22 protein-coding genes are annotated in these 24,044 nt (G+C 47.8%); 7 read left to right on the top strand and 15 right to left on the bottom strand.

Going from position 1 to position 24,044, the window contains the following annotated elements:
- The first annotated feature begins 2 nt into the window (after positions 1-2).
- The 3 genes from QJT81_20010 to QJT81_20000 all read left to right on the top strand — a co-directional run bounded on the left by QJT81_20010 (position 3) and on the right by QJT81_20000 (position 4,793).
- Positions 3-971, top strand: a complete 969-nt coding sequence (locus QJT81_20010) for a GDP-L-fucose synthase (protein ID WGZ94046.1) — start codon at positions 3-5, stop codon at positions 969-971.
- A gap of 22 nt (positions 972-993) precedes the next feature.
- A complete protein-coding gene (locus QJT81_20005) occupies positions 994-2,430 on the top strand; it encodes a mannose-1-phosphate guanylyltransferase/mannose-6-phosphate isomerase (protein WGZ94045.1) in 1,437 nt (478 codons plus the stop codon).
- Between the two features lie 107 nt (positions 2,431-2,537).
- The gene (locus QJT81_20000; protein WGZ94044.1) at positions 2,538-4,793 is read left to right on the top strand and encodes a polysaccharide biosynthesis tyrosine autokinase; all 2,256 of its coding nucleotides are present in this window, start codon (positions 2,538-2,540) and stop codon (positions 4,791-4,793) included.
- On the opposite strand, the gene hrpA is transcribed toward QJT81_20000, so the two are convergent.
- From hrpA to QJT81_19985, 3 genes are all read right to left on the bottom strand, one after another.
- On the bottom strand, positions 4,783-8,490 hold the full coding sequence (gene hrpA, locus QJT81_19995) for an ATP-dependent RNA helicase HrpA (GenBank protein WGZ94043.1): 3,708 nt from the start codon (positions 8,488-8,490) through the stop codon (positions 4,783-4,785). The two genes, QJT81_20000 and hrpA, sit on opposite strands and share 11 nt — an antisense overlap.
- Positions 8,491-8,585: 95 nt before the next feature.
- Entirely contained in the window at positions 8,586-9,614 is a 1,029-nt protein-coding gene (locus QJT81_19990) for a trypsin-like peptidase domain-containing protein (GenBank protein WGZ94042.1), read from the bottom strand.
- 190 nt (positions 9,615-9,804) lie between these two features.
- Positions 9,805-11,076, bottom strand: a complete 1,272-nt coding sequence (locus tag QJT81_19985) for a tetratricopeptide repeat protein (GenBank protein WGZ94041.1) — start codon at positions 11,074-11,076, stop codon at positions 9,805-9,807.
- A 249-nt stretch (positions 11,077-11,325) separates the two neighbouring features.
- Between QJT81_19985 and QJT81_19980 the strand changes: the two genes are divergently transcribed.
- Positions 11,326-11,769: a helix-turn-helix domain-containing protein gene (locus tag QJT81_19980; GenBank protein ID WGZ94040.1), complete on the top strand. Its 444-nt coding sequence runs from the start codon at positions 11,326-11,328 to the stop codon at positions 11,767-11,769.
- Entirely contained in the window at positions 11,766-12,461 is a 696-nt protein-coding gene (locus tag QJT81_19975; protein WGZ94039.1) for an IS630 family transposase, read from the top strand. Before QJT81_19980 ends, QJT81_19975 begins: the two co-directional genes overlap by 4 nt.
- Before the next feature lie 277 nt (positions 12,462-12,738).
- On the opposite strand, the gene QJT81_19970 is transcribed toward QJT81_19975, so the two are convergent.
- From QJT81_19970 to QJT81_19925, 10 genes are all read right to left on the bottom strand, one after another.
- A complete protein-coding gene (locus QJT81_19970; protein ID WGZ94038.1) occupies positions 12,739-13,956 on the bottom strand; it encodes a diguanylate cyclase in 1,218 nt (405 codons plus the stop codon).
- A 270-nt stretch (positions 13,957-14,226) separates the two neighbouring features.
- Positions 14,227-14,850: an outer membrane beta-barrel protein gene (locus QJT81_19965; GenBank protein ID WGZ94037.1), complete on the bottom strand. Its 624-nt coding sequence runs from the start codon at positions 14,848-14,850 to the stop codon at positions 14,227-14,229.
- Positions 14,851-14,941: 91 nt separating this feature from the next.
- Positions 14,942-15,334, bottom strand: a complete 393-nt coding sequence (locus tag QJT81_19960; protein WGZ94036.1) for a group II truncated hemoglobin — start codon at positions 15,332-15,334, stop codon at positions 14,942-14,944.
- Between the two features lie 40 nt (positions 15,335-15,374).
- Positions 15,375-16,112, bottom strand: coding sequence for a lysophospholipid acyltransferase family protein (locus QJT81_19955; GenBank protein WGZ94035.1), 738 nt, complete (start codon positions 16,110-16,112; stop codon positions 15,375-15,377).
- The gene (gene gmhB / locus QJT81_19950) at positions 16,109-16,654 is read right to left on the bottom strand and encodes a D-glycero-beta-D-manno-heptose 1,7-bisphosphate 7-phosphatase (GenBank protein ID WGZ94034.1); all 546 of its coding nucleotides are present in this window, start codon (positions 16,652-16,654) and stop codon (positions 16,109-16,111) included. Before gmhB ends, QJT81_19955 begins: the two co-directional genes overlap by 4 nt.
- Positions 16,651-17,250: an RdgB/HAM1 family non-canonical purine NTP pyrophosphatase gene (rdgB, locus tag QJT81_19945; GenBank protein WGZ94033.1), complete on the bottom strand. Its 600-nt coding sequence runs from the start codon at positions 17,248-17,250 to the stop codon at positions 16,651-16,653. Before rdgB ends, gmhB begins: the two co-directional genes overlap by 4 nt.
- A complete protein-coding gene (rph, locus tag QJT81_19940) occupies positions 17,247-17,963 on the bottom strand; it encodes a ribonuclease PH (protein ID WGZ94032.1) in 717 nt (238 codons plus the stop codon). The genes rdgB and rph overlap by 4 nt, the downstream gene beginning before the upstream one ends.
- Before the next feature lie 605 nt (positions 17,964-18,568).
- Positions 18,569-18,889: a hypothetical protein gene (locus tag QJT81_19935; protein WGZ94031.1), complete on the bottom strand. Its 321-nt coding sequence runs from the start codon at positions 18,887-18,889 to the stop codon at positions 18,569-18,571.
- 11 nt (positions 18,890-18,900) lie between these two features.
- Positions 18,901-19,617 carry a response regulator transcription factor gene (locus tag QJT81_19930; GenBank protein ID WGZ94030.1) on the bottom strand — a complete coding sequence of 239 codons (717 nt, stop codon included), beginning with the start codon at positions 19,615-19,617 and terminating at the stop codon, positions 18,901-18,903.
- Between the two features lie 119 nt (positions 19,618-19,736).
- Positions 19,737-20,420 (bottom strand): DUF3108 domain-containing protein, encoded by a 684-nt coding sequence (locus QJT81_19925; GenBank protein ID WGZ94029.1) that lies wholly within the window; start codon positions 20,418-20,420, stop codon positions 19,737-19,739.
- Between the two features lie 143 nt (positions 20,421-20,563).
- Here QJT81_19925 and trxA point away from each other — a divergent pair, with 143 nt between their 5' ends.
- Together trxA and rho are read left to right on the top strand one after the other, a co-directional pair.
- A complete protein-coding gene (gene trxA / locus QJT81_19920; GenBank protein WGZ94028.1) occupies positions 20,564-20,890 on the top strand; it encodes a thioredoxin TrxA in 327 nt (108 codons plus the stop codon).
- Between the two features lie 292 nt (positions 20,891-21,182).
- Positions 21,183-22,442 carry a transcription termination factor Rho gene (rho, locus tag QJT81_19915; protein ID WGZ94027.1) on the top strand — a complete coding sequence of 420 codons (1,260 nt, stop codon included), beginning with the start codon at positions 21,183-21,185 and terminating at the stop codon, positions 22,440-22,442.
- Between the two features lie 26 nt (positions 22,443-22,468).
- Here rho and hflX read toward each other — a convergent pair whose 3' ends face one another.
- Together hflX and hfq are read right to left on the bottom strand one after the other, a co-directional pair.
- Positions 22,469-23,749 (bottom strand): GTPase HflX, encoded by a 1,281-nt coding sequence (hflX, locus tag QJT81_19910; protein ID WGZ94026.1) that lies wholly within the window; start codon positions 23,747-23,749, stop codon positions 22,469-22,471.
- 34 nt (positions 23,750-23,783) lie between these two features.
- On the bottom strand, positions 23,784-24,014 hold the full coding sequence (gene hfq / locus QJT81_19905; protein WGZ94025.1) for an RNA chaperone Hfq: 231 nt from the start codon (positions 24,012-24,014) through the stop codon (positions 23,784-23,786).
- Positions 24,015-24,044 lie beyond the last annotated feature (30 nt).

Here is a 24,044-nt window from a genome sequence, read left to right as displayed (position 1 = left end):
GCATGAAAAAAACCCGCATTTATGTCGCAGGCCATCGTGGAATGGTCGGTTCCGCGTTAGTTCGCCAATTGGAACAGCGTTCTGAGGTTGAGTTGGTGGTTCGTTCCCGGCAGGAGTTGAACTTAAGTTGTCAACAAGACGTTGAGCAGTTCTTCCAAACGGAAAATATTGATCAAGTCTATCTGGCAGCGGCAAAAGTCGGGGGGATTCATGCTAATAGCACGTATCCGGCAGATTTTATTTATGAAAATCTGATGATTGAATGCAATATTATTCATTCAGCTTGGAAAGCAGGTGTCAAACGCCTGCTATTCCTTGGCTCGTCTTGTATTTACCCCAAGTTTGCAAAACAGCCGATTTCAGAGTCTGAATTATTACAAGGTGAGTTGGAATGTACTAATGAGCCTTATGCTATTGCCAAAATTGCCGGTATCAAATTATGTGAATCCTACAACCGGCAGCATGGCACGCAATACCGTAGTGTTATGCCGACCAATTTGTACGGGTTTAATGATAATTTCCACCCGGAAAACTCGCACGTTATTCCTGCTTTAATGCGACGGTTTCACGAGGCAATGTTGGCAAACGCTCCCCAAGTTGTTGTTTGGGGTTCAGGAAAGCCGCTCCGGGAATTTTTACATGTAGACGACATGGCGGCTGCGTCGATTCATGTGATGGAAATGGATGATGCTGCTTACCAGCAGCTTGTTCCACAAACTTTGTCACATATTAATGTCGGAACCGGCACGGATTGCACCATTGCCCAACTGGCTGAGTTGATGGCTGAGGTTGTAGGGTATCAGGGACAGATTATGTTTGATGCGAGTAAGCCTGATGGCACTCCCCGTAAATTGCTGGATGTTTCTCGTCTCAAAAGTCTGGGATGGGAACCCCAAATATCCTTACCTGATGGGCTGAAATCAACGTATGAATGGTTTGTAAGCCACCAAAGTGATTTCCGTCAATCTTAACAAGTTTAAAGAAGGTATTGAGATGGTAACCCCAATAACCCCTGTCATTCTTTCTGGTGGCTCTGGCTCACGCCTGTGGCCGGTATCTCGTAAGCTGCGCCCGAAGCAATTCCTGCCGTTGATTGCAGCAGATCGAACGCTATTCCAGTCGACATTAGAGCGCTTGGAGGGAATTGTTGATAAGCAACCCGCCGTCATCGTATGCAATGAAGAGCACCGGTTTATGGTTGCAGAACAATTGCAAAGTATCGGTCAGACTCACCAAGGTATTTTGTTAGAGCCGGTTGGGCGCAATACGGCTCCGGCAGTAGCTGTCGCCGCATTGAGCTTGTTGGAGAAAACAGGGCAAGATCCGGTGATGTTGGTATTGCCTGCTGACCATGTGATTGCTGACGTAAGTGCTTTTCAACAGGCTATTATGCAAGCTTCTTCCTTAGCCAATCAGGGTTATTTAGTGACATTTGGTATTACGCCACTGTCACCAGAAACAGGGTATGGCTATATTGAACAAGGTGAGGCCATCATCGGCTTTGATAATGCTTGGCAAGTGGCAGCGTTTGCTGAAAAACCCAATGTGGAAATTGCCACTGCCTATTTGAATGGCGGGAAACACTTGTGGAACTCCGGTATTTTCATGTTTAAAGCGAGTACCTTTTTACATGAACTAGAAACCTATAAGCCTGAAATATTGGCTGCTTGCAAAAAAACCTTGGCACAGGCTCAACATGATTTAGATTTTGTACGCTTGGATGCGGGTGCTTTCAGAGAGTGCCCTTCTGATTCGATCGACTACGCGGTTATGGAGCATACTCGCCATGCAGCGACTGTGCCACTCACTGCCGGTTGGAACGATGTGGGGGCATGGTCTGCCGTTTGGGAGGTGAGTGAGCGTGATGCGGCTAATAACGTATTGCGCGGTAATGTCATGACCCATGGTTCAGGTAATAACTTGGTATTTACTGAAGATCGCTTGGTCACATTGGTTGGTGTAGATGATCTCATTGTTATTGACACTAAAGATGCCACGCTAGTCGCACATAAAAGTAAGGCTCAAGATGTTAAGCAGATTGTTAATGCGCTAGAAGCAGAAGGTCGCAGTGAAGCGATTATTCACCGTTTAGTTAATCGCCCGTGGGGATGTTACGACTCGGTAGATGCAGGGGAACGCTTTCAAGTCAAGCGTATTACAGTCAAGCCCGGAGCAAAACTATCCCTGCAAAAACATCATCACCGCGCGGAGCACTGGATAGTCGTCAAGGGTACAGCAGAGGTGACTTGTGGTGACAAGACCTTTTTGTTGACCGAGAATCAGTCAACCTATATCCCCTTGGGTAGCACTCACCGTCTGGCTAATCCGGGTAAAGTACCCTTGGAGTTAGTGGAAGTGCAATCAGGTAGTTACCTTGGGGAAGACGATATTGTGCGTCTGGAAGATCAGTATGGTCGAAACGAAGCCTAGTCGTATGTGTGTGCAACTGTTACAGCACTTACTATTATTGGTTGAATTGCAAAAACCTTTGTCATTAACAAAAGGCAGCCGTTAGCGGCAAGGCTCAAGGAGCAGTGATGGAAAACTATTACACAAACCAGTCAAAAAGTCTCGAAGTGAGAGCAGCGGGCAATAGTCAAATGATTGAGTATATCCCGATTGAAGATATAGCGCCGAGAAATCAAGTCGAAGAAGTTGGTTTTGGCGAGTTATGGCGAAGGTTGATGCGGCGCAAATGGTTGTTACTAGGAACAGCTCTGAGCGTTTTCATCCTAGCGGCTGTTATTAGCTTTTTATCCCCAGATGTCTACCGTGCAACGACTACTTTACAAGTGACGCCTGAAGAGGTGAGAGTGACATTGGGTGATGGTGCTGAAGGTGCACGTACTCCACGAAGTGAGCGGGAGTTTTACCAAACGCAAACCGAATTACTCGCAAGTGAACGGTTGACGAGTGAAACGATTAAGGAGTTGGGGATTTCGTCACGCTTTGAAGATGACACTTCCTTGTATACGAAACTCTATAGCTGGTTAACATCCGTTAAACGCAGTGTTGCAGGTGATGGAGAGGCTCCTGATGCAGTGAGTGATGTCGGTGAAAACTTTAGGCGTAATCTCTCTATTTATCCTGTTGAAGATTCTCAAATTTTCAAAATTAGCTATGATCATACTGATCCAGAACTAAGTGCCGCGATAGTCAATGCCTTAGCAGCAAATTATAAGCAGATGAGTTTGAATTTGCGTAATGAGGCTGTTTCTAATACGAAAGAAACGCTGGAAGCCAAATTAAAAGAAGCTAAAAGTAAACTGGAAAAATCTGAAAATGAGCTAGTGGCTTACGCGCGTAAGCAGGGTATTATCACCTTGGATGGGGATCGTTCTTCAGCATCAGGGGTACTGGATTCCCTCAATTTAGCGCTGACTGACGCAACAGGGGCGCGAATTGCGGCTGAGGCTGCTTTTAACCGTTCTAAAAATGTAGCGGGTGCTGACCGAACCTTGGAAAATCCAGCCGTACAGCGTTTGAAAGAAGAGTTAGCGCGTGTGCAAGCTGAGTATCGTGACCAATCTCGTTTGTTTAAAGCGAGCTTTCCAGAAATGCAGCAACTGCAAGCACGTATTGATCAACTGAGTGGTGAAATTCAGCGTGAAGCATCCAGTATTGACCGTACTGCTCGCAGTAAGCTGCAAGCAGAGTACGAGGCAGCTAAACAACGGGAAGGTGAGTTAAAGGCTGAGGTCAAAAAGCAAGAAGCGGTACTGATGGGCAATCGTGACAAGTCGGTTGACTATATGACACGCCAACGTGAGGTTGAAGCAGATCGTGATAACTACGAAAGCTTGCTGGAGCGTTTGAATGAAATTGGTCGGGTTGCGGACAGCAGTGCCAGTAACGTTGCTATTGTTGATGAGGCCAGCGTTCCTACTAAACCGTTTTCACCGAATATTCCCTTGAATCTGGTGATGGGAGTTGCTGTTGGTTTGCTCTTAGGCTTATTGGCTGCCACGATAGCAGAAGTAATGGATGATCGCCTGAGAAGTGTTGAAGATTTGCGCCGTGTGCTGGGATCTATACCTTTATTGGGTGTTATCCCTTATATTTCAGGTCGTAACAACAAGAATGTATTGGCACTGCGTGGGCAGGTTGGTAGTTCATTCATGCTGGAGGCGTTCCGGTCGCTACGTGAAAATCTGATTATGATGAAGACGCCTTCTCATCAAGGGTTGGCTTTTATTATGAATATTACCAGCGCTTCACCTAGCGAAGGTAAAACCACGACAGCAGTGAATTTGGCGACAGTATTTGCTTATACAGGTAAAAAAGTATTGCTGGTTGATTGCGATATGCGTCATCCAGAAGCTCATAATAAGTTGGGTTTAGAGAATCGTGTTGGCGTCAGTGATTTCTTGCTCGGTGATAAAGATGTCGGCGAGTTGATTCAGGAGACGACAGTACAAAATCTGTCTGCTATTTGTGCCGGTTCTGCTGTACCTAACCCGACCGAATTATTGGCTGGTGAGCGTTTTACAGCCTTGTTGAGTGAAGTGGAAGGTATGTTTGATCACATTATCATTGATGGGCCGCCCGTTATGGGCTTAGCGGATGCATTGATCATTTCCAATCGTACCGGCAACACCGTGTTAGTGAATGCTAATGGACAAACCCGCAAGCGCAATTTGAAAGATGCTGTTGGGCGTTTACAGCAAGCACAATGCAACATCATCGGTGCAGTGCTGACTAAATTGAAGTCGCCTGAAGTATCCAACAAATACTACGGTTATCCGAACCGCTACCCGCGTAGCGGTCAGACAGCCATGGTGGCTACTCAGTAAGCGCCTTTTTCCAGAGTTCATCCAGCCGCTTGGCCGATACCGGCCTTGCGGTTCCCAATTCCTGCGCAAACAGCGACACCCGAAATTCCTCCAGCATCCAACGGTATTCGTTTAAGTTCCTAGACGAAGCTGTTTTCCACTGATCCCAATACGGTTGTACTTGTACCCGTAATGCCCTGTCTTTGGTCGGATTCTCCGCCAATTTTTGTAAACGTCTTTGAATACCTTTTAGATAACGCGGGAAATGCCGCAACGCATCTGGGGATACTGCATCCAGAAAACCGACATAAACCAGATGATTCAATTGTTCGCTGATGTCAGTGAGGGCTTCGAGCCAAATGGGTTGCACTTTGCCTTTGAGTTGTTTGCGTAAATCGTGATAAAGCGCGAGTATGGGGGCAACCAGACGCGCTGTGTCTTGGGTTTGTGGGAAAATCTGTGAGCGGCATTCACTCAATGCGTGTGTAAAGCTGTCTTGTTTACGGATAGTCAGATAATCGTTAAACACTTGCCGGAATACATAGCGGGTAAGGCTTTCCTTCAACTCATCGCATTTGCCAGTAGCGGCGTAGTGCAGGCACAAGGTCTGCATTTGCGGAATATATTTAGGCACGTCTTTGACTTCAGCAGGCAAGGTGAGCAAAAACAAGCGCAAAACGCCTTGCCAATGCGCTTGGTTGGCATCGGCTTCATTATCAAACAGGCGAATGCTGACGCTGTTGCTGGCATCGACGAGGGCAGGCCATGTGCGTAATTTCGTGCCACCTGCTTCCAGCCAATGGAATTCGGGTAAATCGCCGAAATCCCATGTGGTAATGCCGACCCGCTCGATGGATTGTACGGGTTTGGCGGCGAGTTCAGCACGGGTTTGTTGGCGGACTTTGCCGCGTAATATTTCCAAATCGCGCCCGCTGCGGATAACGTTGCCTGCTTCATCGGTGATTTCAAAACGCATTTGCAAGTGTGTTTCCAGAGCGACTTCTGACCATGCTTCTGGCGGAATTTGGTTGCCGGTCATGCGTAAAAGTTGTTTTTCCAGCGCTGTTTGCAGGGGGAGCGTATCGCTGGGTTGGATGGCTTCCATGCAGGCACGGGCGTAATCAGGAGCAGGCACAAATTGTTTGCGGATGTGTTTCGGCAGGGTGCGGATCAGTGCGGTGATTTTTTCTTCTAACATCCCCGGTACTAAATATTCAAAGCGTATCGGGTTCAGTTGGTTTAAGCCTAACAAGGGCAAGCGCACGGTGACACCATCATCTTCTGCTTTGGGGTCAAAGTGATAGCGTAACGGTAGGATCATGCCTTGTATTGACAAGGTATCGGGGAATTGCCCGCTGGTTTCATGCCCTGCTTCACGCTGCATCAGATAATCGCGGTTGAGGTACAGCAATGTGTTGTTGTGCTGCTCGGCTTTTTTGCGCCAGCGCTCGAAGGCGTGTCCGTTGACAATGTGGGCGGGGAGACGCTCATCATAAAACGCATACAAACGATGTTCATCGGCGAGGATGTCACGGCGGCGGCCTTTGGCTTCTAGGGTTTCGATGTCGGCGATTAGCTCGGCATTGTGTTGAAAGAAGGGGGCAGTAGTGCGGTATTCGCCATAAACCAGCGCATGGCGGATGAAAATTTCGCGGCACACGATGGGATCAATGCGTCCGTAGCTGACTTTGCGGCGCGGGGTGATGGTAATGCCATACAGCGAGGTGCGTTCAAAGGCGGCAACTTGCGCTTGTTTTTGTTCCCAATGCGGTTCGGTGTAATGATGGCGCAAGAGGTGGGCAGCGAGTTTTTCAATCCATTCCGGTTGGATTTTAGCGAGGGTGCGCCCGAATAAGCGTGACGTTTCCACTAATTCGGCAGCCATGATCCATTGAGGTGGCTTTTTGCGCAAGCTGGAGGCGGGGAATGGGTGGAATTTGCGTCCACCCGCGCCTATGTATTCGCGCTCTTCGTCTTTCATGCCGATATTGCCGAGTAGCCCGGTCAGCAGGCTGAGGTGAATGGCATCGTAACTGGCTGCGGTTTCATTTTCCTTGCAGCCCATTTCCAGCACCATTTGATGCAGTTGGGTATGGATGTCGTGCCATTCGCGCAGGCGCATGTAAGAGAGGAATTCTTTTTGGCAGAGTTCGCGGAATTTGCGCTGTGATAGGTGTTTACGCTGCTCGTGAAAATAATCCCAGAGTTTCAGAAAACCTAGGAAATCGGAGTGTTCGTCTTTGAAGCGTGCGTGTTTTTCGTCGGATGCTTGTTGTTTATCCAGTGGGCGTTCACGCGGGTCTTGCAGGGTGAGGGCGCTGACGATGATCAATACTTCGCGTAATGCACCATTATCGTGTGCTGCCAGCAACATGCGTCCGAAACGCGGGTCGAGTGGCAGTTTGGCGAGTTGATGCCCACTTGGGGTGACGTTGTAATCCACATCCACCGCGCCAAGTTCAAACAGCAGCTTGTAACCGTCACGGATCAGGCGTGTGTCGGGTGGCTCGACGAAAGGGAAGTTTTCGACGTCCGCCGTCCACATCGTTGCCAGTTGCAAAATGACGGCAGCGAGGTTAGTTCGCAGTATTTCCGGTTCCGTAAACACCGGTCGTTTGAGGTAATCGTCTTCGCTGTAGAGGCGGATGGCAATGCCATTACTAACGCGTCCGCAACGCCCGGAACGCTGGTTGGCAGAAGCTTGTGAGACTTTTTCAATGGGCAAACGTTGCACACCCGCACGCCATGAGTAACGTGAGATGCGGGCGTAACCGCTATCCACCACGTATTTGATGCCAGGGACGGTGAGGGAAGTTTCAGCTACGTTGGTGGATAATACAATGCGGCGGCGACCGTGCGGCTCGAAAATACGGTGCTGTTCTTCGTTGGAAAGACGGGCGTACAGCGGCAAAATTTCGGTGGCGGGTGGGTGATGTTTGCGCAAGGCTTCCGCCGTTTCGCGGATTTCCCGTTCACCGGGCAGGAAGACTAGGATGTCGCCGGGGGCTTCATGCCCCAATTCATCCACTGCATCTAAAATTGCTTGGGTTTGGTCACGCTCAAATTCTTCCTCGGCATCCACATCAACCAGTGGGCGGTAGCGAATATCCACTGGATAGGTGCGCCCTGAGACGTTAATAATCGGGGCATTGTCAAAGTGCTGCGAAAAGCGTTCGGGGTCGATGGTAGCGGAGGTGATAATGACTTTCAAATCACGGCGTTTGGGCAATAGCCATTTGAGGTAGCCAAGCAGGAAGTCGATATTGAGACTGCGTTCATGTGCTTCGTCGATAATCAGGGTGTCGTATTGCTTGAGGTAACGGTCTTGCTGAATTTCTGCAAGCAAGATGCCGTCTGTCATGAGTTTCACGTAACTGTCGGGGGAACAGCGGTCGTGGAAACGCACTTTGTAGCCAACTTGCTGCCCCAGTTGCACCTTCAACTCTTCGGCAATGCGTGCGGCAACGCTACGCGCCGCAATCCTGCGTGGTTGGGTGTGTCCAATGAAACCATCTACGCCGCGCCCGAGTTCTAAGCACATTTTGGGGAGTTGGGTGGTTTTGCCTGAGCCGGTTTCGCCGCAGATAATGACGACTTGATGCTCGGCAATCGCCTTGATGATTTCGGTGCGTCGTGCTGCTACCGGCAGTTCTTCCGGGTATTCGGGTTTGGGCAGATTTTGTAGGCGCAAGGCGCGTTTTTGGATGAGGGTACTCACTCAGGTAGGAATCCAGCGTTAAGCATTAAAGCAAGGCGGGCATTGTAACGCGCCACCTTGCGGGATTCACCTGTCGCTTAAGAAACAGGGCTGACTTACGGTAGGGCTTTCGCGGCGGTAATCAGGTCAAAGACCTCTTTGGAAATTCGTGTTCCTGAATTACTACCGGGGGCGAGTGTGTTTTCGCCATTGGTATGAATGCCAAGTGCCCAAGCCGTGGTGCTGTCTTGTACCCAAACAGGTGAACCACTCATGCCACCGGTGGTGTCATTGTCATAATGTATTTTGGTGGGTGTGGCGTATAAGACAATGCCTTTGCTGCCCCATTGTTGACCGCCACCTGCTTTATCACCGGGATAGCCGTTGATATTCACAGCGGTGTTATCAATGGTATCGGTTATTGCGTAACTGAAGTAACCGGTTGAGTTACCAACGGTGCAGTCTAATTTAATAAGACCAATATCAGCATTGCTGTCAGCATTCGTTACCCATCCATAGGTGGAATAAAGCTCTCTGGGTGTGCAAGAGCCATACGGCGCATAGCCATCAGAGAAGCCAGGGTATACTTTGAAAGCTGTTGTGGCTCCCCAGCGCCCCGTGCTGCCCCCGCCGTGAACACAATGCCCAGCGGTTACTAGGGTGTCTTTGCTGACCAACCACCCTGAACAGTGGGTATTGCCGTTATAAGTGATAAGTGCCACGGCGCGTTCTGGGTAGCTGGCGGGAATTACTTGGAAGCGGCTATCAAAGCCTAGTATTGATTCTTGAATGATGCGGGCTGTTGCGGTGGGTGTAGCTATTTTTATAGCGGCTCGTTCGGCATCACTCAGCGGTGTTAGATCTACGTCATCAGCTTCAAGGCGACCTTCGATACCGGTTGAGCCAAACGATGCAGTGTTATTGGATGCGGAATTATTCGTCGAAGCGATGATTGCCCCACTGCTGGAGACGAGAGCATAGCTCGTGGTCGAGTTGGTGTTGGCGCTGTTACTCGTACTCGACACGGCAGGTGTCGATGAACTGGGTTCTGTTGCGGTTACGTTGGCTGCTGTTGTTTTGTCGTTAATACTATTTTGCGATGTAGCTGCGGTATCTCCCCCCCCACATCCGGTTAAGTAAGGCATGATTGCTAGTATTGCTGCTACAACTTGAACCCACTTCATAAAATTTCCCCGTTATCAGCATTTGGATAAACTATGCTGATTTATATGCTGATTTCGATAATTAATTAAATCAATTTTTTTAAAAATACATACGCAAAACTTATTGATAGTGATTAATAATTAATGAAGCGATGACCATCTTATTATTAATTTATTTTTTTAGTGCAGATAAGTTGGATTTGTTAATTTCTTGTAAAACACTTAAGAGCGTCTTTAGTGCATTATGTGTAAAAATAGAGCGGTTTTCAGTGTTGGAATGAGTAGGAATGATCGCATTATAACGCAATAATTCCTGATACTCTCGTAGGCTACGTTCGGTCTGACCCAGTTTAAAATAACTGACACAACGAGCCATTTCTCCCCAATAACCAAAATGTTGAATACGTTCCGCTAGTGCCAATGCCTGCTGGTAATCCCCATGATTGAATGCGTGAATAAACGGCAGTACGTGATACCAGTCTGGTTGTGGAAAGGGAATAGCCATCAAGCGTTGAATGGCTTTGATTCCTGTTTCTTGATCGCCCATCATATAAAGTCCAAAACCGTATAAGTACTCTATCGAGGTGTCGAAAGGATTGGTATGTCGTGCAATTTCAAGTTCTTCACGACACAGCGCATAGTCTCCTAAAAAATAGCGATTATGTGCAAAAATCGAATGTGCTTCGGCATTACCAGGGTCTAGTTTCAAGGCACTGCGTGCTGCTTGTGTCCACGTGGTTTCTAAGTGTTCAATGAGGTGGTATTGCAGTACATGATCATAACCACACAGACGCGCTAAGATAACCAGTGCCTTACTATCATCAGGATACTGCTGTAAACGTTGTTGGCAAGTTACTAAAGCGTTACGAAAACTATCCCTGCTAATGTCATGCAGAAAGGCTAAATAATGGATTAACGTCTTGTGGTGTTCAGGGATAGGTGTTGGCAGACTCTGTTGGTAATGTGCCCAATGGGACAACATCGCGCCAGAGTGTACGGCAACCGTATTGGCTGCAATGCATAAACCGATTGCATCGAAGTCATCGTGACTGGGTTGCAGGGGTAGGTAGAATGTGTGTGTCCATACCAATACACCACCAATGACCTGTGTTAGCACAAAAAATAATTCAAGGTGTTGGGGCGTTTGATGAATGTTACAATTTAAGGTGTAATCTACATGGTGAAGTTTTTCTTGTGTATGATCCGTTGCCACCACACGGATATTACGAAAACGATTCAACATCGTTAACAGTTCGTTATGTAGCTTATAACAAATAGGGTAGCTAGTAAGCGGGGGGGACTCTAGCAGTTGGCAACGCAACAATAAGCGAGGTCCTTCTGTAATACGGGGGGTCAGGTTTTCTGATACCGGTACAACGGTATTGGGCTGCGGGGGGCGCTGTGCAAAAACGACTTGATAAGTGCCTTTGGGCATGGTGATCATGATAGCACTGTAATTGGCAGTATCCTCATAATATTCTTTCAGTAATTTGCGCAACCGCCCAGCTTCAATGCGTACCAGTGGGTTGTTAAGTGGGGAAAAGTCAGCGGGTCTGCCTAAGGCTTGGGTCGCAATGGTTTGCTGGTTTAAGCCGTTTCCACGCCCTGCTAGTGCATTGCCAAATTCAGAAATTAGGGTTTTAAGTCACCTGATTTAGGTAGATGCTATGGGCAACACACGAAAGGTTAGCCCATGCAAAAGAAATACATTGTCCGCTTAAGCGATGAAGAGCGTCAGATCCTTGAAGAAACCATCAAGAAACTCCGTGGCAGTGGACAAAGAGTCCGCCGTGCACAGATTTTGCTGAAAGCTGATGTAGAAGGAGCCAACTGGACAGACCGTCAGATAGCTGAAGCCTTCAACTGCCGGACAAAGACCGTTGAAAATATTCGCCAACAGTTGGTGCAGCACGGTTTTCAGCAGGCATTGGACGGCAAGCGACGTGAACACCCAGCCATCCCAAAAATACTGGATGGCGAACAAGAGGCGAAGATTATCGCGTTGCGCTTAGGTTCGCCGCCAGCGGGTTATGCCAACTGGTCATTGCGCCTGCTCACCCGCCACGTGATTGAATTGGCGATCGTGGAGTCGGTTAGCCACGAAACCCTACGGAAGATGCTAAAAAAAACGGTATGACCTCGCGCAAGCTCCAATATTGGGTTATCCCACCGGACAGTGATGCCGAGTTTGTGGCTAATATGGAGGAAGTGCTTGAAACCTATGCGAAACCCTACGATGCCCAGCATCCGGTGATTTGCATGGATGAGCAACCCGTGCAGCTCACCAAAGAAACCCGCCAACCGATTGCAGCGACCCAAACCCATCCCCGTCGGGTGGATTACGAATACGAACGGGCGGGTACAGCCAGCATCTTTATGTTCACCGAACCGCTATCGGGTTGGCGCGAAGCCCATGCCCGCCCACGCCGGACGAAAGTGGACTGGGCGATTGAAGTTGCCGAGCTGCTGGAAGGGCGTTACGCGGAGTGTGACAAAATCACCTTGGTTAGCGACAACCTTAACACCCATACCAAGGGTGCATTTTATGAAGCCTTTGAACCGGAACGGGCGCGGGCATTGGTACGTCGGATTGAGTTCTGCCATACCCCTAAACATGGCAGTTGGCTCAACATCGCTGAAAATGAATTGAGTTCCATGACGCGCCAGTGTGTATCAGGTCGCCGTATTGGCGATATTGAAACCTTACAGAAAGAAATTGCAGCATGGTCTACCGACGTGAATAGCCAGCAGCGTGGGGTGGATTGGCAGATGAACATCAGCGATGCACGCTGTAAACTCAAATCCATTTATCCCAAATCTAAGGAATGACGATGCACTAGTGTCTCATGTACAACATATTGTAAGAACGATTTGATGACCTTTCTCGAACGGAAGTTGGGGCTGGCAATAAGTTGCTCCAACTCGGCAATGACAAGTTCTCTATCAATATTCATGGAAGCCAGCAAATTCCTGTTTCTTGTGTTTTTTCTAAAAGGTGAGGCAGTAATGTATAGCATGTTTTTTGCGATAAAAAAATGCTATTTTTGCTAACCAAGAGAAAACTTTTTGTAACAAGTTGTAACAGGTATTTAAGTGAGCATCTTGCTTACGCTGCGTGAGTCACCGCAGTGCTTGGAAGATTAAGCTGGATTATACCCTCTCCACAGCTTTCTTTTGCTACTTGATTGCGTCCATTACGCTTAGCCCGATACAGCGCCCGATCAGCCGCATTCATGAGCATGGCGGGGTACACGATACTTGCATCATGCAGGGCTTGAGCATTATGGGGTGTATTGGGGGTGCAACTGGAGACACCGACACTGACCGTAACAATGCGAGGAATAGCACCGTCAGAGTGTGGTACACGTTGGTCTTCTACGCTTTTGCGTACCCGTTCAGCCAGTAATACAGCATCTTCTAAACTGGTATCCGGTAACAAAATGACGAATTCTTCTCCGCCATGACGTGCCACAACATCTGAGGCACGCCGCGCTACCGCTTTAATGCATTGTGCAATAATCTGTAAGCACTGGTCACCTGCTTGATGCCCATGTTTATCGTTGTAACGCTTGAAATAATCAACATCAATCATTAACAGAGACAGTGGTTTACCTTCACGTGCCGCACGTCGCCACTCTGTTTTAAAGGTGCTATCAAAATAACGGCGGTTGGAAATTTGGGTGACGGGATCCGTATGAGCCTGTTCCTGAACCTGTATTTGTACCGCATGAAGATCATTGAGTAGACTGGTAATGGAACGTGAGGCCATCACCAGCAAGACGGCAAGGAGGAGGGTGGCTAAGGCTAATGATTGTTGTGGTGCCGCGCCGAGTAGCAATAAATTGAGCGTCACTGGCAGAAGAATCGCACCAATTTGCACGTACAATGCAAAACTGGATAAGGCTAATACGGGCATGGCGGCAACAATGGCACCGGCTAATAATAAAATATGCACAGCTTGAGTGGATATCGTTTGTGAAAACAGAATAAAGCCGGATACTCCCCATAGCGCACTGATTAGCGTGGAGTAAGTGAGGTAACGCTGCCCAAATTCCTGTAGTTCTTCAAGAGAATAGTGCTGTGAGGGTAAGAATCGTTGTCCAAATAACCAGCGCATCACATTGGTGGCAAGGATAGATGCATACCACACTATTAGTAATAGCATGTTTTCATCGCTGTCAACCCAACGTAATAAGATAAACAGACTGGCCGCAAAGGCATTTCCTAAAAACCAAGTAGACCCATGCCGCGATAAAAACGCGATCTGCCCATGAAGAATCAGGGGGGAACTGTGTAAAGATGAATGGGTCTTTTTCTTATTCATTGAGTTTTTTCTTAGTGGCAACCATCGTGTTATTGCGTCTTGGCGTGACGCCCCTGTCAATGCCAAGTTTGAATATAGTGCATCTTGTCAGGATTGCGCTAGTTCGGTCGATTTTATTGCCCCAAATAATAGATTTTATTTATGACAAATAGCAAGCTCAAAAAATAATCTTAAGACGGTGTGGGAGGTGGGAGCGATTACGCATAAAAAAGCCGGAAAATTTATTTCCCGGCTCAAGACAAATATCACAACCAATTCAAGGTTAATGACTTAGAAATTATAGTGCAGGCCAACGGTTGCTGTGGTAATGCCAGTATCAGCCGTACCAACAACACCTGATTCAATCAATTTGGACTGTTCGCCCATGTTGAAGAAATGGTCAACACCCCCACGAACACCAAAGTGTTCGCTGAAGTTATACTCTACGCCCGCACCCAACGTAGGGGTTACACCAGAGTCATCGGCATTGCCTGCTGTGCTCACGACTTCACTTTTCCAATAAGCTGCACCAACTTTACCGAAAACACCGACGTTTTGCGTTAACGGTTTTCTACCGATGGCGCTTAATGTCAGCGCCTTAGATTGCTGGTCTCCACGCACTGCACCGCCTTCCTGTTCGATACGAGCGGTGTAGTCCATATCGGTATAGCCGACTTCCACACCCAAATTGGGGCTAAGTGGATAACCCGCATAAGCATTGATCGCTTTATCTGTATCACACACTTCACGGCAGGCGACACCGCCAACACCACAAGTGCTACTCAGGTCATTGTCGTCGACGGATGTATTAATCCCTACCCCTGCACCGATATAAGGTGCTTTCGGTGAACCCGCCAATGCGGCATTGCTGCATAGTAATATCGCTACACTTACCAAAGGTAAATATTTATTCATCCAACTTTCCTCATTCTATGTTTATGCTTAAATGAATTTAGCAGAAATGCCGAAAATATCCATTTATTGTGCTTTCCAGAATAAAAGTTGTTCAATTTGCGCGGTTACGCATGTGATCGGCTACGTTGGCAAAGGCAGATTTTAATTGCATCTTGAACAGTTCATCCCTTACCTGTTCATCTAAGGCGACATTCATACACATTAACCATTGATCGCGCATCTGGATGTCCACGGGAAAAGGAGCATGGCGCATTCGCAAACGGGGATGTCCGTATTCAGCTTCATACAAACCGGGGCCACCTAACCATCCTGATAAAAACTTAAATAGCTTGTCACGTGCTGATTGCAAATCTTGCGGGTGAACTTTGCGCAATTCCCAGGCTTCGGGTAACTCATCCATCACATCATAAAAGCGGTTGACGAGGCGCAGCACACCCTCTTCTTTGCCGAGCATGTCGTAATGCGTTAGGGTTGGTAAGTTCATTGGTTACTTCATCCTTCAATAGTAAAACGTTTGCCAGTCCTCAGGGGGGCGCTAGACGTTGTTTTTCTGTCTCGATCCAGTGTTGTGCTTGCTGGTTTATGGCATCCGTTTTTAGCTTTTGCGTGGCAAAGGCTGGGCCGATGCTGATGGTAATCGTACCGGGTTTTTTGATCCAAGCATGACGCCGCCAGCTCAGACCCGCGTTATGGGCAACGGGTACGACGGGAAAACCAGAATGAGAGGCAAGGATTGCCCCACCTATTTTAAACGGTACAGTGGTATCCGGGGCTACCCGTGTGCCTTCAGGGAATATGACGATACTGATGCCTTCTTGCAACAAGGCTTTACCTTGCTGGGAGATTTGCTTGACGGCAGCCTTGCCTGCATTACGATCAATCGCAATTGGGCGAATCAGGCGCAATCCCCAGCCAAAAAAGGGAATTTTCAATAGTTCGCGCTTCATTACCCAGCTTAATTGTTGAGGGAAAATACAGGGGATAGCTAAGGTTTCCCATGTCGACTGGTGATTGGACATAATAATGAAGGCACTATCGGTTGGGATATTTTCGCGTCCGATGATGTGATATTTCACGCCACACGTTACCTTTAACCACCAGAGATTAAAGCAATTCCACAAGGTGGCGGCAGGGTAGTGATATTTAAGCGGAAACAGCCATGCCACCGGGGTTAACAAGCCTGCTAGTAGGGTGCTGATGGCAAAGCCTACCCAAAAGATTGCGGCACGAGTGCCTAGCCAAAGCGTGTTGAGTGCATTCATGTAGGTATTGTTCCTAGAAGTGAGTCGGCGTAAGCGGCTAGATTATTAAATACGGGAATGTCAGCCGGTAATTTGCCATCCGCGAGTGTATGTAAGCCTTTACCCGTGCGCACTTGAGCATACGCTGCGCCAACGGCTGCTGCGGCTTGCCAATCGCGTAAGGAGTCGCCCACAACGGTGGCTTGATGCGGTGCTATGCCAAAGTGTTCGGCAATCGTCAGCAGCATTCCGGGTTTGGGTTTGCGGCAAGTGCAATGATCACTGCTAAGGTGAGGGCAATAGGCAATATAAGTCACTTTACCACCGTGTTGCGCGAGTAAGTCGTGCAACTTGGCGTGCATGGCATTCAAGGTGGTCACGTCGTAGTAGCCCCGCGCAATGCCTGACTGGTTGGTGGCAATGGCTAAGGTGTAACCGGCTTGATACAAGCGTGCCATGGCTTCGATACTGCCGGGGATAGGAATCCATTCGTCCACCGTTTTAATGAACGCATCGGAATCTTCGTTAATCACGCCGTCACGGTCAAGGATGATGAGTTTCACCCGGCTTTCTCCAGCAATTCATGTAGCTTGCGTAACGCTTGCCCGCGATGGCTAATGCGGTTTTTTTCTTCCGGCGGTAATTCGGCGGACGAGCAGCCGTGGGTAGGCACGTAAAACAAGGGGTCGTAACCAAAGCCGTTTGCCCCGCTTAAGCTGTGCAGAATACGACCTTCCCAACTGGCTTCGGCAATGATCGGCAATTGGTCTTCAGCGTGGCGCAAGTAAACGATGCAGCAATAGAAACGTGCGGTGCGTTGCGCATCCGGCACGTCTTGCAAGGCTTGTAGTAGTTTGGCGTTATTGGCAGCATCGTCGCCGTGTTCTCCTGCGTAACGGGCAGAATATAACCCCGGCGCACCACCCAGTGCATCGACTACAATGCCGGAATCGTCTGCCATGGCTGGCATTCCGGTGTGTTGGGCGGCGTTACGCGCTTTGATTAAGGCGTTTTCGACGAAGGTTAAACCGGTTTCGTCGGCATCTTGCACCCCAAATTCGCTTTGGCGCACAAATTCAATGCCTAAATCCGCCAGCATTGCGTTGAATTCGCGCAGTTTTCCGGCATTGCCGGAGGCTAATACGATACGTTGACTCATGATTCCAATGCCTGTTGTTGTGCTTGCATGATTTCCCGAATGCCTTTTTCTGCTAATGCCAGCAGGGCATCGAGTTCGTCGCGGCGGAAGGCGTGACCCTCGGCAGTGCCTTGCAATTCGATGAATTGTCCGGCTTCGTTCATCACCACGTTCATGTCGGTTTCGGCCTTGGAATCTTCAGCGTAATCCAAATCCAGCACTGGCACACCGTCAAAAATGCCGACGGAAATCGCCGCGATTTGCCCGTGCAATGGGTTTTTCTTCAAGCGGCGGTTTTTTTGCAGCCAAGTAATCGCGTCACACAAGGCGACGTAAGCACCGCTGATTGAAGCCGTGCGCGTCCCGCCGTCGGCTTGAATCACGTCACAGTCGATGGTGATTTGGAATTCGCCCAGTGCTTCAAGGTCAACCACGGCGCGTAAGGCGCGTCCAATCAGGCGTTGAATTTCCATGGTGCGCCCACCTTGCTTGCCTTTGGTCGCCTCACGCGCAGTGCGCGAACCTGTGGCACGCGGCAACATGCCGTACTCAGCAGTTACCCAGCCTTGGCCTTTACCTTTTAACCAGCCGGGTAGGCGGTCTTCTACGGTAGCCGTGCACAGCACCTTGGTGTTGCCAAACTCTACTAATACCGAGCCTTCAGCATGGCAGGTGTAGTTGCGGGTAAATTTGACCGTTCTCATTTGGTCGGGTGCGCGTTCGCTTGGCCTCATCGGGGTTCCTTTTGTGTCGCGTGGATAAGAGAGGCACGATTATACCCATCCTGTGTGTGGGTTTCACGATTATGCAGAGAGACAATAGTGATAAAAAAAAGCCCTAACTACAGGGGAGTAAGTAGGGCTGTCAAAAAACCCACCAATTTTGGCGCAGCTTGGTGAGTCGAGTAAGGAGAACTTACTGTTTTTTTATCATGTGTTTTGCCCAAAGGGATTCGACTACTCCCTGTAGGGTGATGAATTGATCTGACTGGAGAAAATACAAATACAAGTGTGAACCAAGCAGTTTTGGTAAGAAATCATTTGAGCTGGGTGATGTTAACGGATCTTGCACATCAATAACTTCTGTCGTGACGCTACTATTGGCTTGTTGCAGGGTTTGAGTCCCTTTTTCTGATAAGGCCATTGCTGGTTGGAATACTATCCACCCAACAAATAGGCATAATTGGAGGCGAAGCACGCTGACCATGATTACAATATCCCTATTAACTTAATTTTGTTGCTTTAAATGAATTTAATCAAATTGCTGTGCACAACCTTAACGAACCTAGTAGGGTTTGTAACGTAAAAAATTGTAAAAAAATGTAACAGCCTGTGTGGCGTTAGGGATAATCATCAATGAAAAGATAAATGTTCGAGGTAATTTGTTGAAATTCTTGATTAAGTTTGTCTATGAAATTCGCTTGTTGCAAAACTTCTGTATTTTGCGAGCTAATTAGTGCTAATAAGTCAGGTAAGGTACTTGAGTCATACAGATGCGCAGTGGCAGAAAGTTTGTGGGCAATGATAGCAGCAGTGTGCCAATCTTGTTGTTGTAAACCAGCCTGTAAGTCATATTGATATTGCTGAAGTTGCGTTTGAGCAACGGTTAGAAAACGTTGTGCCGCTTCTTTACCTAGCATTTCAGTCAGAGTGGTGAACATTAGCGGTGTCTCTATGTATTCAGTGTTAAACGATAGCCCTTCCGCCAAATGGTGCGTAAATACTGGGGGGAATGCGCATCATCTCCTAGTTTTTTGCGTAAACGATTGATGGTCATGTCGATGCTGCGGTTGAGGGGATGATAGTCGTTGCCGTTAATGGCATGGGAGATGGCATCTCGCGTCAAAATTTGTCCGGCATTCTGGCAGAGAAAGCGTAGTAGGCTGGTTTCCTGAGCGGTGAGTTTGATAATGGTGTTATCACGTTCTAACTTTTCTTGTTCAGGGTCGAACACATTGCTGCCAATTTTGATCGTTTGTATGTGTTTAACGGGTTGGTGACGCATGATGTTGTGCATACGAATCAGCAGTTCTTTCGGATGAAAGGGTTTCGTTAGGTAGTCGTCAGCACCAACTTCTAGCCCTTGCAGGCGTTCTTGTGCTGATTTTTTGGCCGATAATAGCATGACGGGGATAGTGGAGTGATTTGCTTTTAGCCACTTCAGCCAGTGTATGCCGTCTTCGCCGGGCATCATAATGTCAAGTAAAATGATGTCAGGTTGTTGGTGTTGGCAAAAGTTACTGATCCCTTCACCGTTAGGCAGAGTGTGAAGGTGGTAATGATGTCCAAGCAAATACTCCGCTAATAGCTTATGCAGCAGAAGATCATCATCGACGAGCAGAATCTGACGATTGCTTTCAACATTTATCGGGGGATTGATGAGGTTCATTTTTCAGAAAATTTATAGGCTTAAACACTGATACGCGAATATATTAGCTACATAACTATGAAAAGTCTAAAAAATATCTATTTATCGTGAGTTGAGTGTACATTATACGTCCCTTGCTGTTAGCGGTATTGCGATAGACGTGTCTCAATGATTTCACCCTCTTCTGCGTGGCGCACTTGCACGATCGCATAATTTAAGGAGGGAGCCAGCCATAATGTCGTTTGACGTTCTTTGCTGTTGTGGATGACTTCGACTTTTTCGCATTCGTATGTGCCTGCTGGAACCTCCAAGGTTTCTTTTCCGGTTTTACGTAAGCGATAATCTTGTAACTTACCCTTGCTAACTACTTGGTAGTTGAGAGGTTTATTGGTTGCGAGCGCATCCATTACATGCAATTCTAATGCAGCTATATCTAACGTGCCTTTCGGAACGTTTAGTTGGTAGGCGTTGCCATCAAATGTACCCTCCACTTTCGTGGGGCTGGTAAAGCTCAACTGGTCTTTTTTATCTTTGCGCTTGTTTTGGTGATGATGAAGGTAGTGTTCCGGGATGAGCGTGTCAGCCTTTTTTGTACCGGTACTACGTTCGGTAAGGGTATCGCCACTCAGCAACGCGGCTAGACCATTGGCCTTAGTAAGTTTTTGGTAAGTATACGCATCGCCGTCATAGCGTAGGCTGGCAGACATGGTTCCCATCTCGATACCTTTGGCAGTGACGGTATAGTTTGCCTGGAAGGCAGTTGGTGCCGCAGCCCCTGCTGATACCCATAAGGCCAAGCTTGCGGCAACAATCAAACGTTTCATGCATGTTTCCTTCTGGTTAAATGCTACTGACCTGATTAGACTACAGCAAGCTGTGTTGGTTCTGAAACGCTATACTACAAAGATGGCGCAAAATATTAGAGAATAGCAATCGTGACACCTCAAAAATCAGGGAGAACCCTTCTGTGAGTAATGACATTATTTACCTTTCCGATGCCACTTTCGATCAAGAAGTGCTGAAATCCAGTGTACCAGTACTGGTTGACTACTGGGCTGAATGGTGTGGGCCATGCAAAATGATTGCACCCTTGCTAGATGAAATTGCCACTGAGTTCGCTGGCAAATTAAAAGTAGCTAAGCTGAATATTGATGACAATAAAGCTGTACCACCGCGCTACGGTATCCGTGGTATTCCGACGCTGATGCTGTTTAAGAATGGTGAGGTGGAGGCAACCAAGGTTGGTGCTTTATCCAAGTCACAGTTAACGGCATTTTTGAACCAAAGCCTTTAAGTAATCTGAATGCCCCATGGAGATTTTTACTTCTGTGGGGCGTTGTATGTATTATTTTTCTGGACTCTATGAAACTGACGTGCTAGTTTAAACCTACTTGAATTTGCATCCAGATTCATTCCTGAAAATCCTGTCTCGTTTTCTCAATTATTACCCGCGTAGACTGTCATAGGTGTTCGCTTCACTTATGGTGACTGCATGGTATTCAGTCATATTTCCCGATTGAGAAACATACATCGAGCAGGGGCTTCCTGATTGTTTACTCCTAATGTCTCCATCAACTCATTATTCTATGAACCTGTCTGAACTAAAAAAGAAATCTGCCGCCGAAGTCTTCGAAATGGCTCAAGCCATGGGTATCGAGAGTATCTCCCGTACTCGTAAACAAGACATCATTTTTGCTTTGCTGAAAGCTAATGCCGCCAATAATGTCGATATTCATGGTGACGGCGTACTGGAAATTCTCCAAGATGGTTTCGGTTTTCTGCGTTCTGATGATTCCAGCTATCTTGCGGGCGCAGATGACATCTATGTATCACCTAGCCAAATCCGCCGTTTTGGTTTGCGCACCGGTGATACGGTATCAGGTAAAATTCGTCCACCTAAGGATAACGAACGTTACTTTGCGCTATTGAAAGTTGATACGATCAACTTTGAGCCACCGGAAAGTGCGCGTAATAAAATTGCGTTTGAAAATCTCACGCCCCTACATGCTGATGAGAGGATGCGGATGGAGCGAGGTAACGGTAGCCGTGAAGACATTACTGCTCGCGTTATTGATATCGTAGCTCCTTTCGGTAAAGGCCAGCGGGGGCTGATTATCGCACCGCCCAAAGCCGGTAAAACCATCATGCTGCAAAATATTGCGCAGAGCATCGCTTCCAATTACCCGGACAGTTACCTGATCGTTTTGCTGATTGACGAGCGCCCGGAAGAGGTGACTGAAATGTCGCGTATGGTGCAAGGTGAGGTGGTATCTTCTACCTTCGATGAACCTGCTGCACGCCATGTACAAGTTGCTGAAATGGTTATTGAAAAAGCTAAGCGTTTGGTTGAGCACAAGCGTGACGTGGTAATCTTGCTGGATTCCATTACGCGTTTGGCGCGTGCTTACAATACTGTCGTGCCATCTTCCGGCAAAGTGTTAACCGGTGGTGTGGATGCCAATGCTTTACATCGCCCGAAACGTTTCTTTGGTGCAGCACGTAATATCGAAGAAGGTGGTAGTTTAACTATCATTGCAACGGCGCTGATTGATACCGGCTCCAAGATGGATGAGGTTATCTACGAGGAGTTCAAAGGTACGGGTAATATGGAAATCCATCTGGATCGCCGTATTTCTGAAAAGCGTGTGTTCCCTGCGATCAATATCAACCGTTCCGGTACACGTCGCGAAGAGTTGCTTACTACGCAAGACGAACTGCAAACGTTGTGGGTGTTGCGTAAGTTCTTACACGGTATGGATGATCTGGAGGCAATGGAATTGCTGTTTGATAAGTTGTCGAAGACCAAAACGAACAGTGAGTTCTTTGATGTGATGCGTCGCGGCTAAATCGTAGGGGCGTATACAATACGCCCCTACAAATCTTCCATTGTTAGATTTTCTTCGCGTAGATACTGTTCCAGCCGTCGTTGGTCGATGACTACTTTCAAGCTAAAATTGCCTTCATCCGTAATGCTTTCCTGTTGAATCGCTTTATCAGCATACAACTTAGCACGTAAGCGTGCGTGTTGGGGTTTGAGTGTCAGTTCGCCCCGGAACATGTTTCCGGCAAAGTAATTTCCCAAATAGCCCAGTAACGCCTCTAGCCCCAGATTGTTTTGGGCAGAAATATAGATGCGGGGCGGCGTTGTGCCGATGCTTTCTTCGATATGCGGGCTGAGTCCACCGAGGTCAATTTTATTCATGACTTCTATTTGCGGCACATGTTCTGCGCCGATTTCAGCAATGACGTTGTTTACTTGTTCACGGAATAGTTCAAGGTGTTCGTCGTGGCTGTCGATGACGTGGAGCAGCAGGTCAGCATCAATGGTTTCTTGTAAGGTAGAGCGGAAGGCAGCAACTAGGTCGTGAGGAAGGTTACGGATGAAGCCAACAGTATCTGCCAGAATGATTTCTTGCTGATTAGGTAATTGTACTTGGCGTAAGGTAGGGTCGAGGGTCGCAAATAGTTGGTCTGCGACGTAAACCTCTGCTTTGGTTAAAGCATTGAATAAAGTGGATTTGCCTGCATTAGTATAACCAACCAGTGATACTGTGGGGATTTCGGCTTTTTTGCGCGATTGACGCCCTTGTTCGCGCTGATTCTGCACTTTTTCTAGGCGGCGGTCGATTTGTTTGATGCGTTCTGCAATCAAGCGTCGGTCGGTTTCCAATTGGGTTTCACCGGGGCCGCGCATCCCTATCCCGCCTTTTTGACGTTCAAGATGAGTCCAGCCACGTACTAAGCGGGTTGAAAGGTGTTTTAATTGCGCCAGTTCAACTTGCAGTTTGCCCTCAAAGCTACGTGCACGTTGCGCAAAAATATCCAGAATTAGGCCAGTGCGATCGAGAACACGGCATTGCAACAGCCTTTCGAGATTGCGTTCTTGGGCAGGAGAAAGCGAATGGTCAAAAATAACCAAATCGGCATTATGGGCTTCGCGTAACTGGCGAATTTCTTCCGCTTTACCTGTGCCTACGAAATAGCGAGGGTCAGGGCGTTGGCGCGAGCCATTAACGAAGCCGACTACTTGAGCACCAGCCGAATCCGCTAATTCAATGAATTCCTTTTCATCTTGTGTAGACTTTGCCGTATTGAAACTGATTTGAACAAGAACAGCATTTTCACCGCCACCGGGGCGCTCAAACAGTTCCAATCGGCAACCTTCCTGATGATTTTAGTCGAATGATTTATTCTTCTGGAGCCAATGCCAGCTTAATCGGGCGAGCTGGCACGATAGTGGAAATGGCGTGTTTGTACACTAATTGGCTGACGGTATTACCCAGCAAAACAACGAATTGGTCAAATGATTCGACGTGACCCTGTAATTTGATGCCGTTGACCAAGTAAATGGAGACAGGAATCCGTTCCTTTCTCAGAGCATTAAGGAAGGGTTCTTGTAATGTGTGCCCTTTCGACATGAGCTTCTCCTAAAAAATATTCTCGGGTTT

Source organism: Candidatus Thiothrix putei (assembly GCA_029972225.1).
Lineage (GTDB): Bacteria > Pseudomonadota > Gammaproteobacteria > Thiotrichales > Thiotrichaceae > Thiothrix > Thiothrix putei.
The sequence above is the reverse complement of the archived record's forward strand: the minus strand, read 5'-3'. Positions and strand labels throughout refer to the sequence as shown.

Excerpts from the sequence above, each read along its gene's own strand:
- QJT81_19990 (WGZ94042.1), bottom strand. The coding sequence starts at position 9,614 with ATGCCTTACTTAACCGGATGTGGGGGGGGAGATACCGCAGCTACATCG.
- QJT81_19955 (WGZ94035.1), bottom strand. The coding sequence starts at position 16,112 with ATGAATGCACTCAACACGCTTTGGCTAGGCACTCGTGCCGCAATCTTT.
- QJT81_19980 (WGZ94040.1), top strand. The coding sequence starts at position 11,326 with ATGCAAAAGAAATACATTGTCCGCTTAAGCGATGAAGAGCGTCAGATC.
- QJT81_19975 (WGZ94039.1), top strand. The coding sequence starts at position 11,766 with ATGACCTCGCGCAAGCTCCAATATTGGGTTATCCCACCGGACAGTGAT.
- QJT81_19970 (WGZ94038.1), bottom strand. The coding sequence starts at position 13,956 with ATGAATAAGAAAAAGACCCATTCATCTTTACACAGTTCCCCCCTGATT.
- QJT81_19985 (WGZ94041.1), bottom strand. The coding sequence starts at position 11,076 with ATGATCACCATGCCCAAAGGCACTTATCAAGTCGTTTTTGCACAGCGC.
- QJT81_19930 (WGZ94030.1), bottom strand. The coding sequence starts at position 19,617 with ATGAACCTCATCAATCCCCCGATAAATGTTGAAAGCAATCGTCAGATT.
- QJT81_19935 (WGZ94031.1), bottom strand. The coding sequence starts at position 18,889 with ATGTTCACCACTCTGACTGAAATGCTAGGTAAAGAAGCGGCACAACGT.
- QJT81_20000 (WGZ94044.1), top strand. The coding sequence starts at position 2,538 with ATGGAAAACTATTACACAAACCAGTCAAAAAGTCTCGAAGTGAGAGCA.
- hfq (WGZ94025.1), bottom strand. The coding sequence starts at position 24,014 with ATGTCGAAAGGGCACACATTACAAGAACCCTTCCTTAATGCTCTGAGA.
- QJT81_19960 (WGZ94036.1), bottom strand. The coding sequence starts at position 15,334 with ATGAACTTACCAACCCTAACGCATTACGACATGCTCGGCAAAGAAGAG.
- rph (WGZ94032.1), bottom strand. The coding sequence starts at position 17,963 with ATGAGGCCAAGCGAACGCGCACCCGACCAAATGAGAACGGTCAAATTT.
- rdgB (WGZ94033.1), bottom strand. The coding sequence starts at position 17,250 with ATGAGTCAACGTATCGTATTAGCCTCCGGCAATGCCGGAAAACTGCGC.
- QJT81_19965 (WGZ94037.1), bottom strand. The coding sequence starts at position 14,850 with ATGAATAAATATTTACCTTTGGTAAGTGTAGCGATATTACTATGCAGC.
- rho (WGZ94027.1), top strand. The coding sequence starts at position 21,183 with ATGAACCTGTCTGAACTAAAAAAGAAATCTGCCGCCGAAGTCTTCGAA.
- QJT81_19925 (WGZ94029.1), bottom strand. The coding sequence starts at position 20,420 with ATGAAACGTTTGATTGTTGCCGCAAGCTTGGCCTTATGGGTATCAGCA.
- QJT81_20005 (WGZ94045.1), top strand. The coding sequence starts at position 994 with ATGGTAACCCCAATAACCCCTGTCATTCTTTCTGGTGGCTCTGGCTCA.
- QJT81_20010 (WGZ94046.1), top strand. The coding sequence starts at position 3 with ATGAAAAAAACCCGCATTTATGTCGCAGGCCATCGTGGAATGGTCGGT.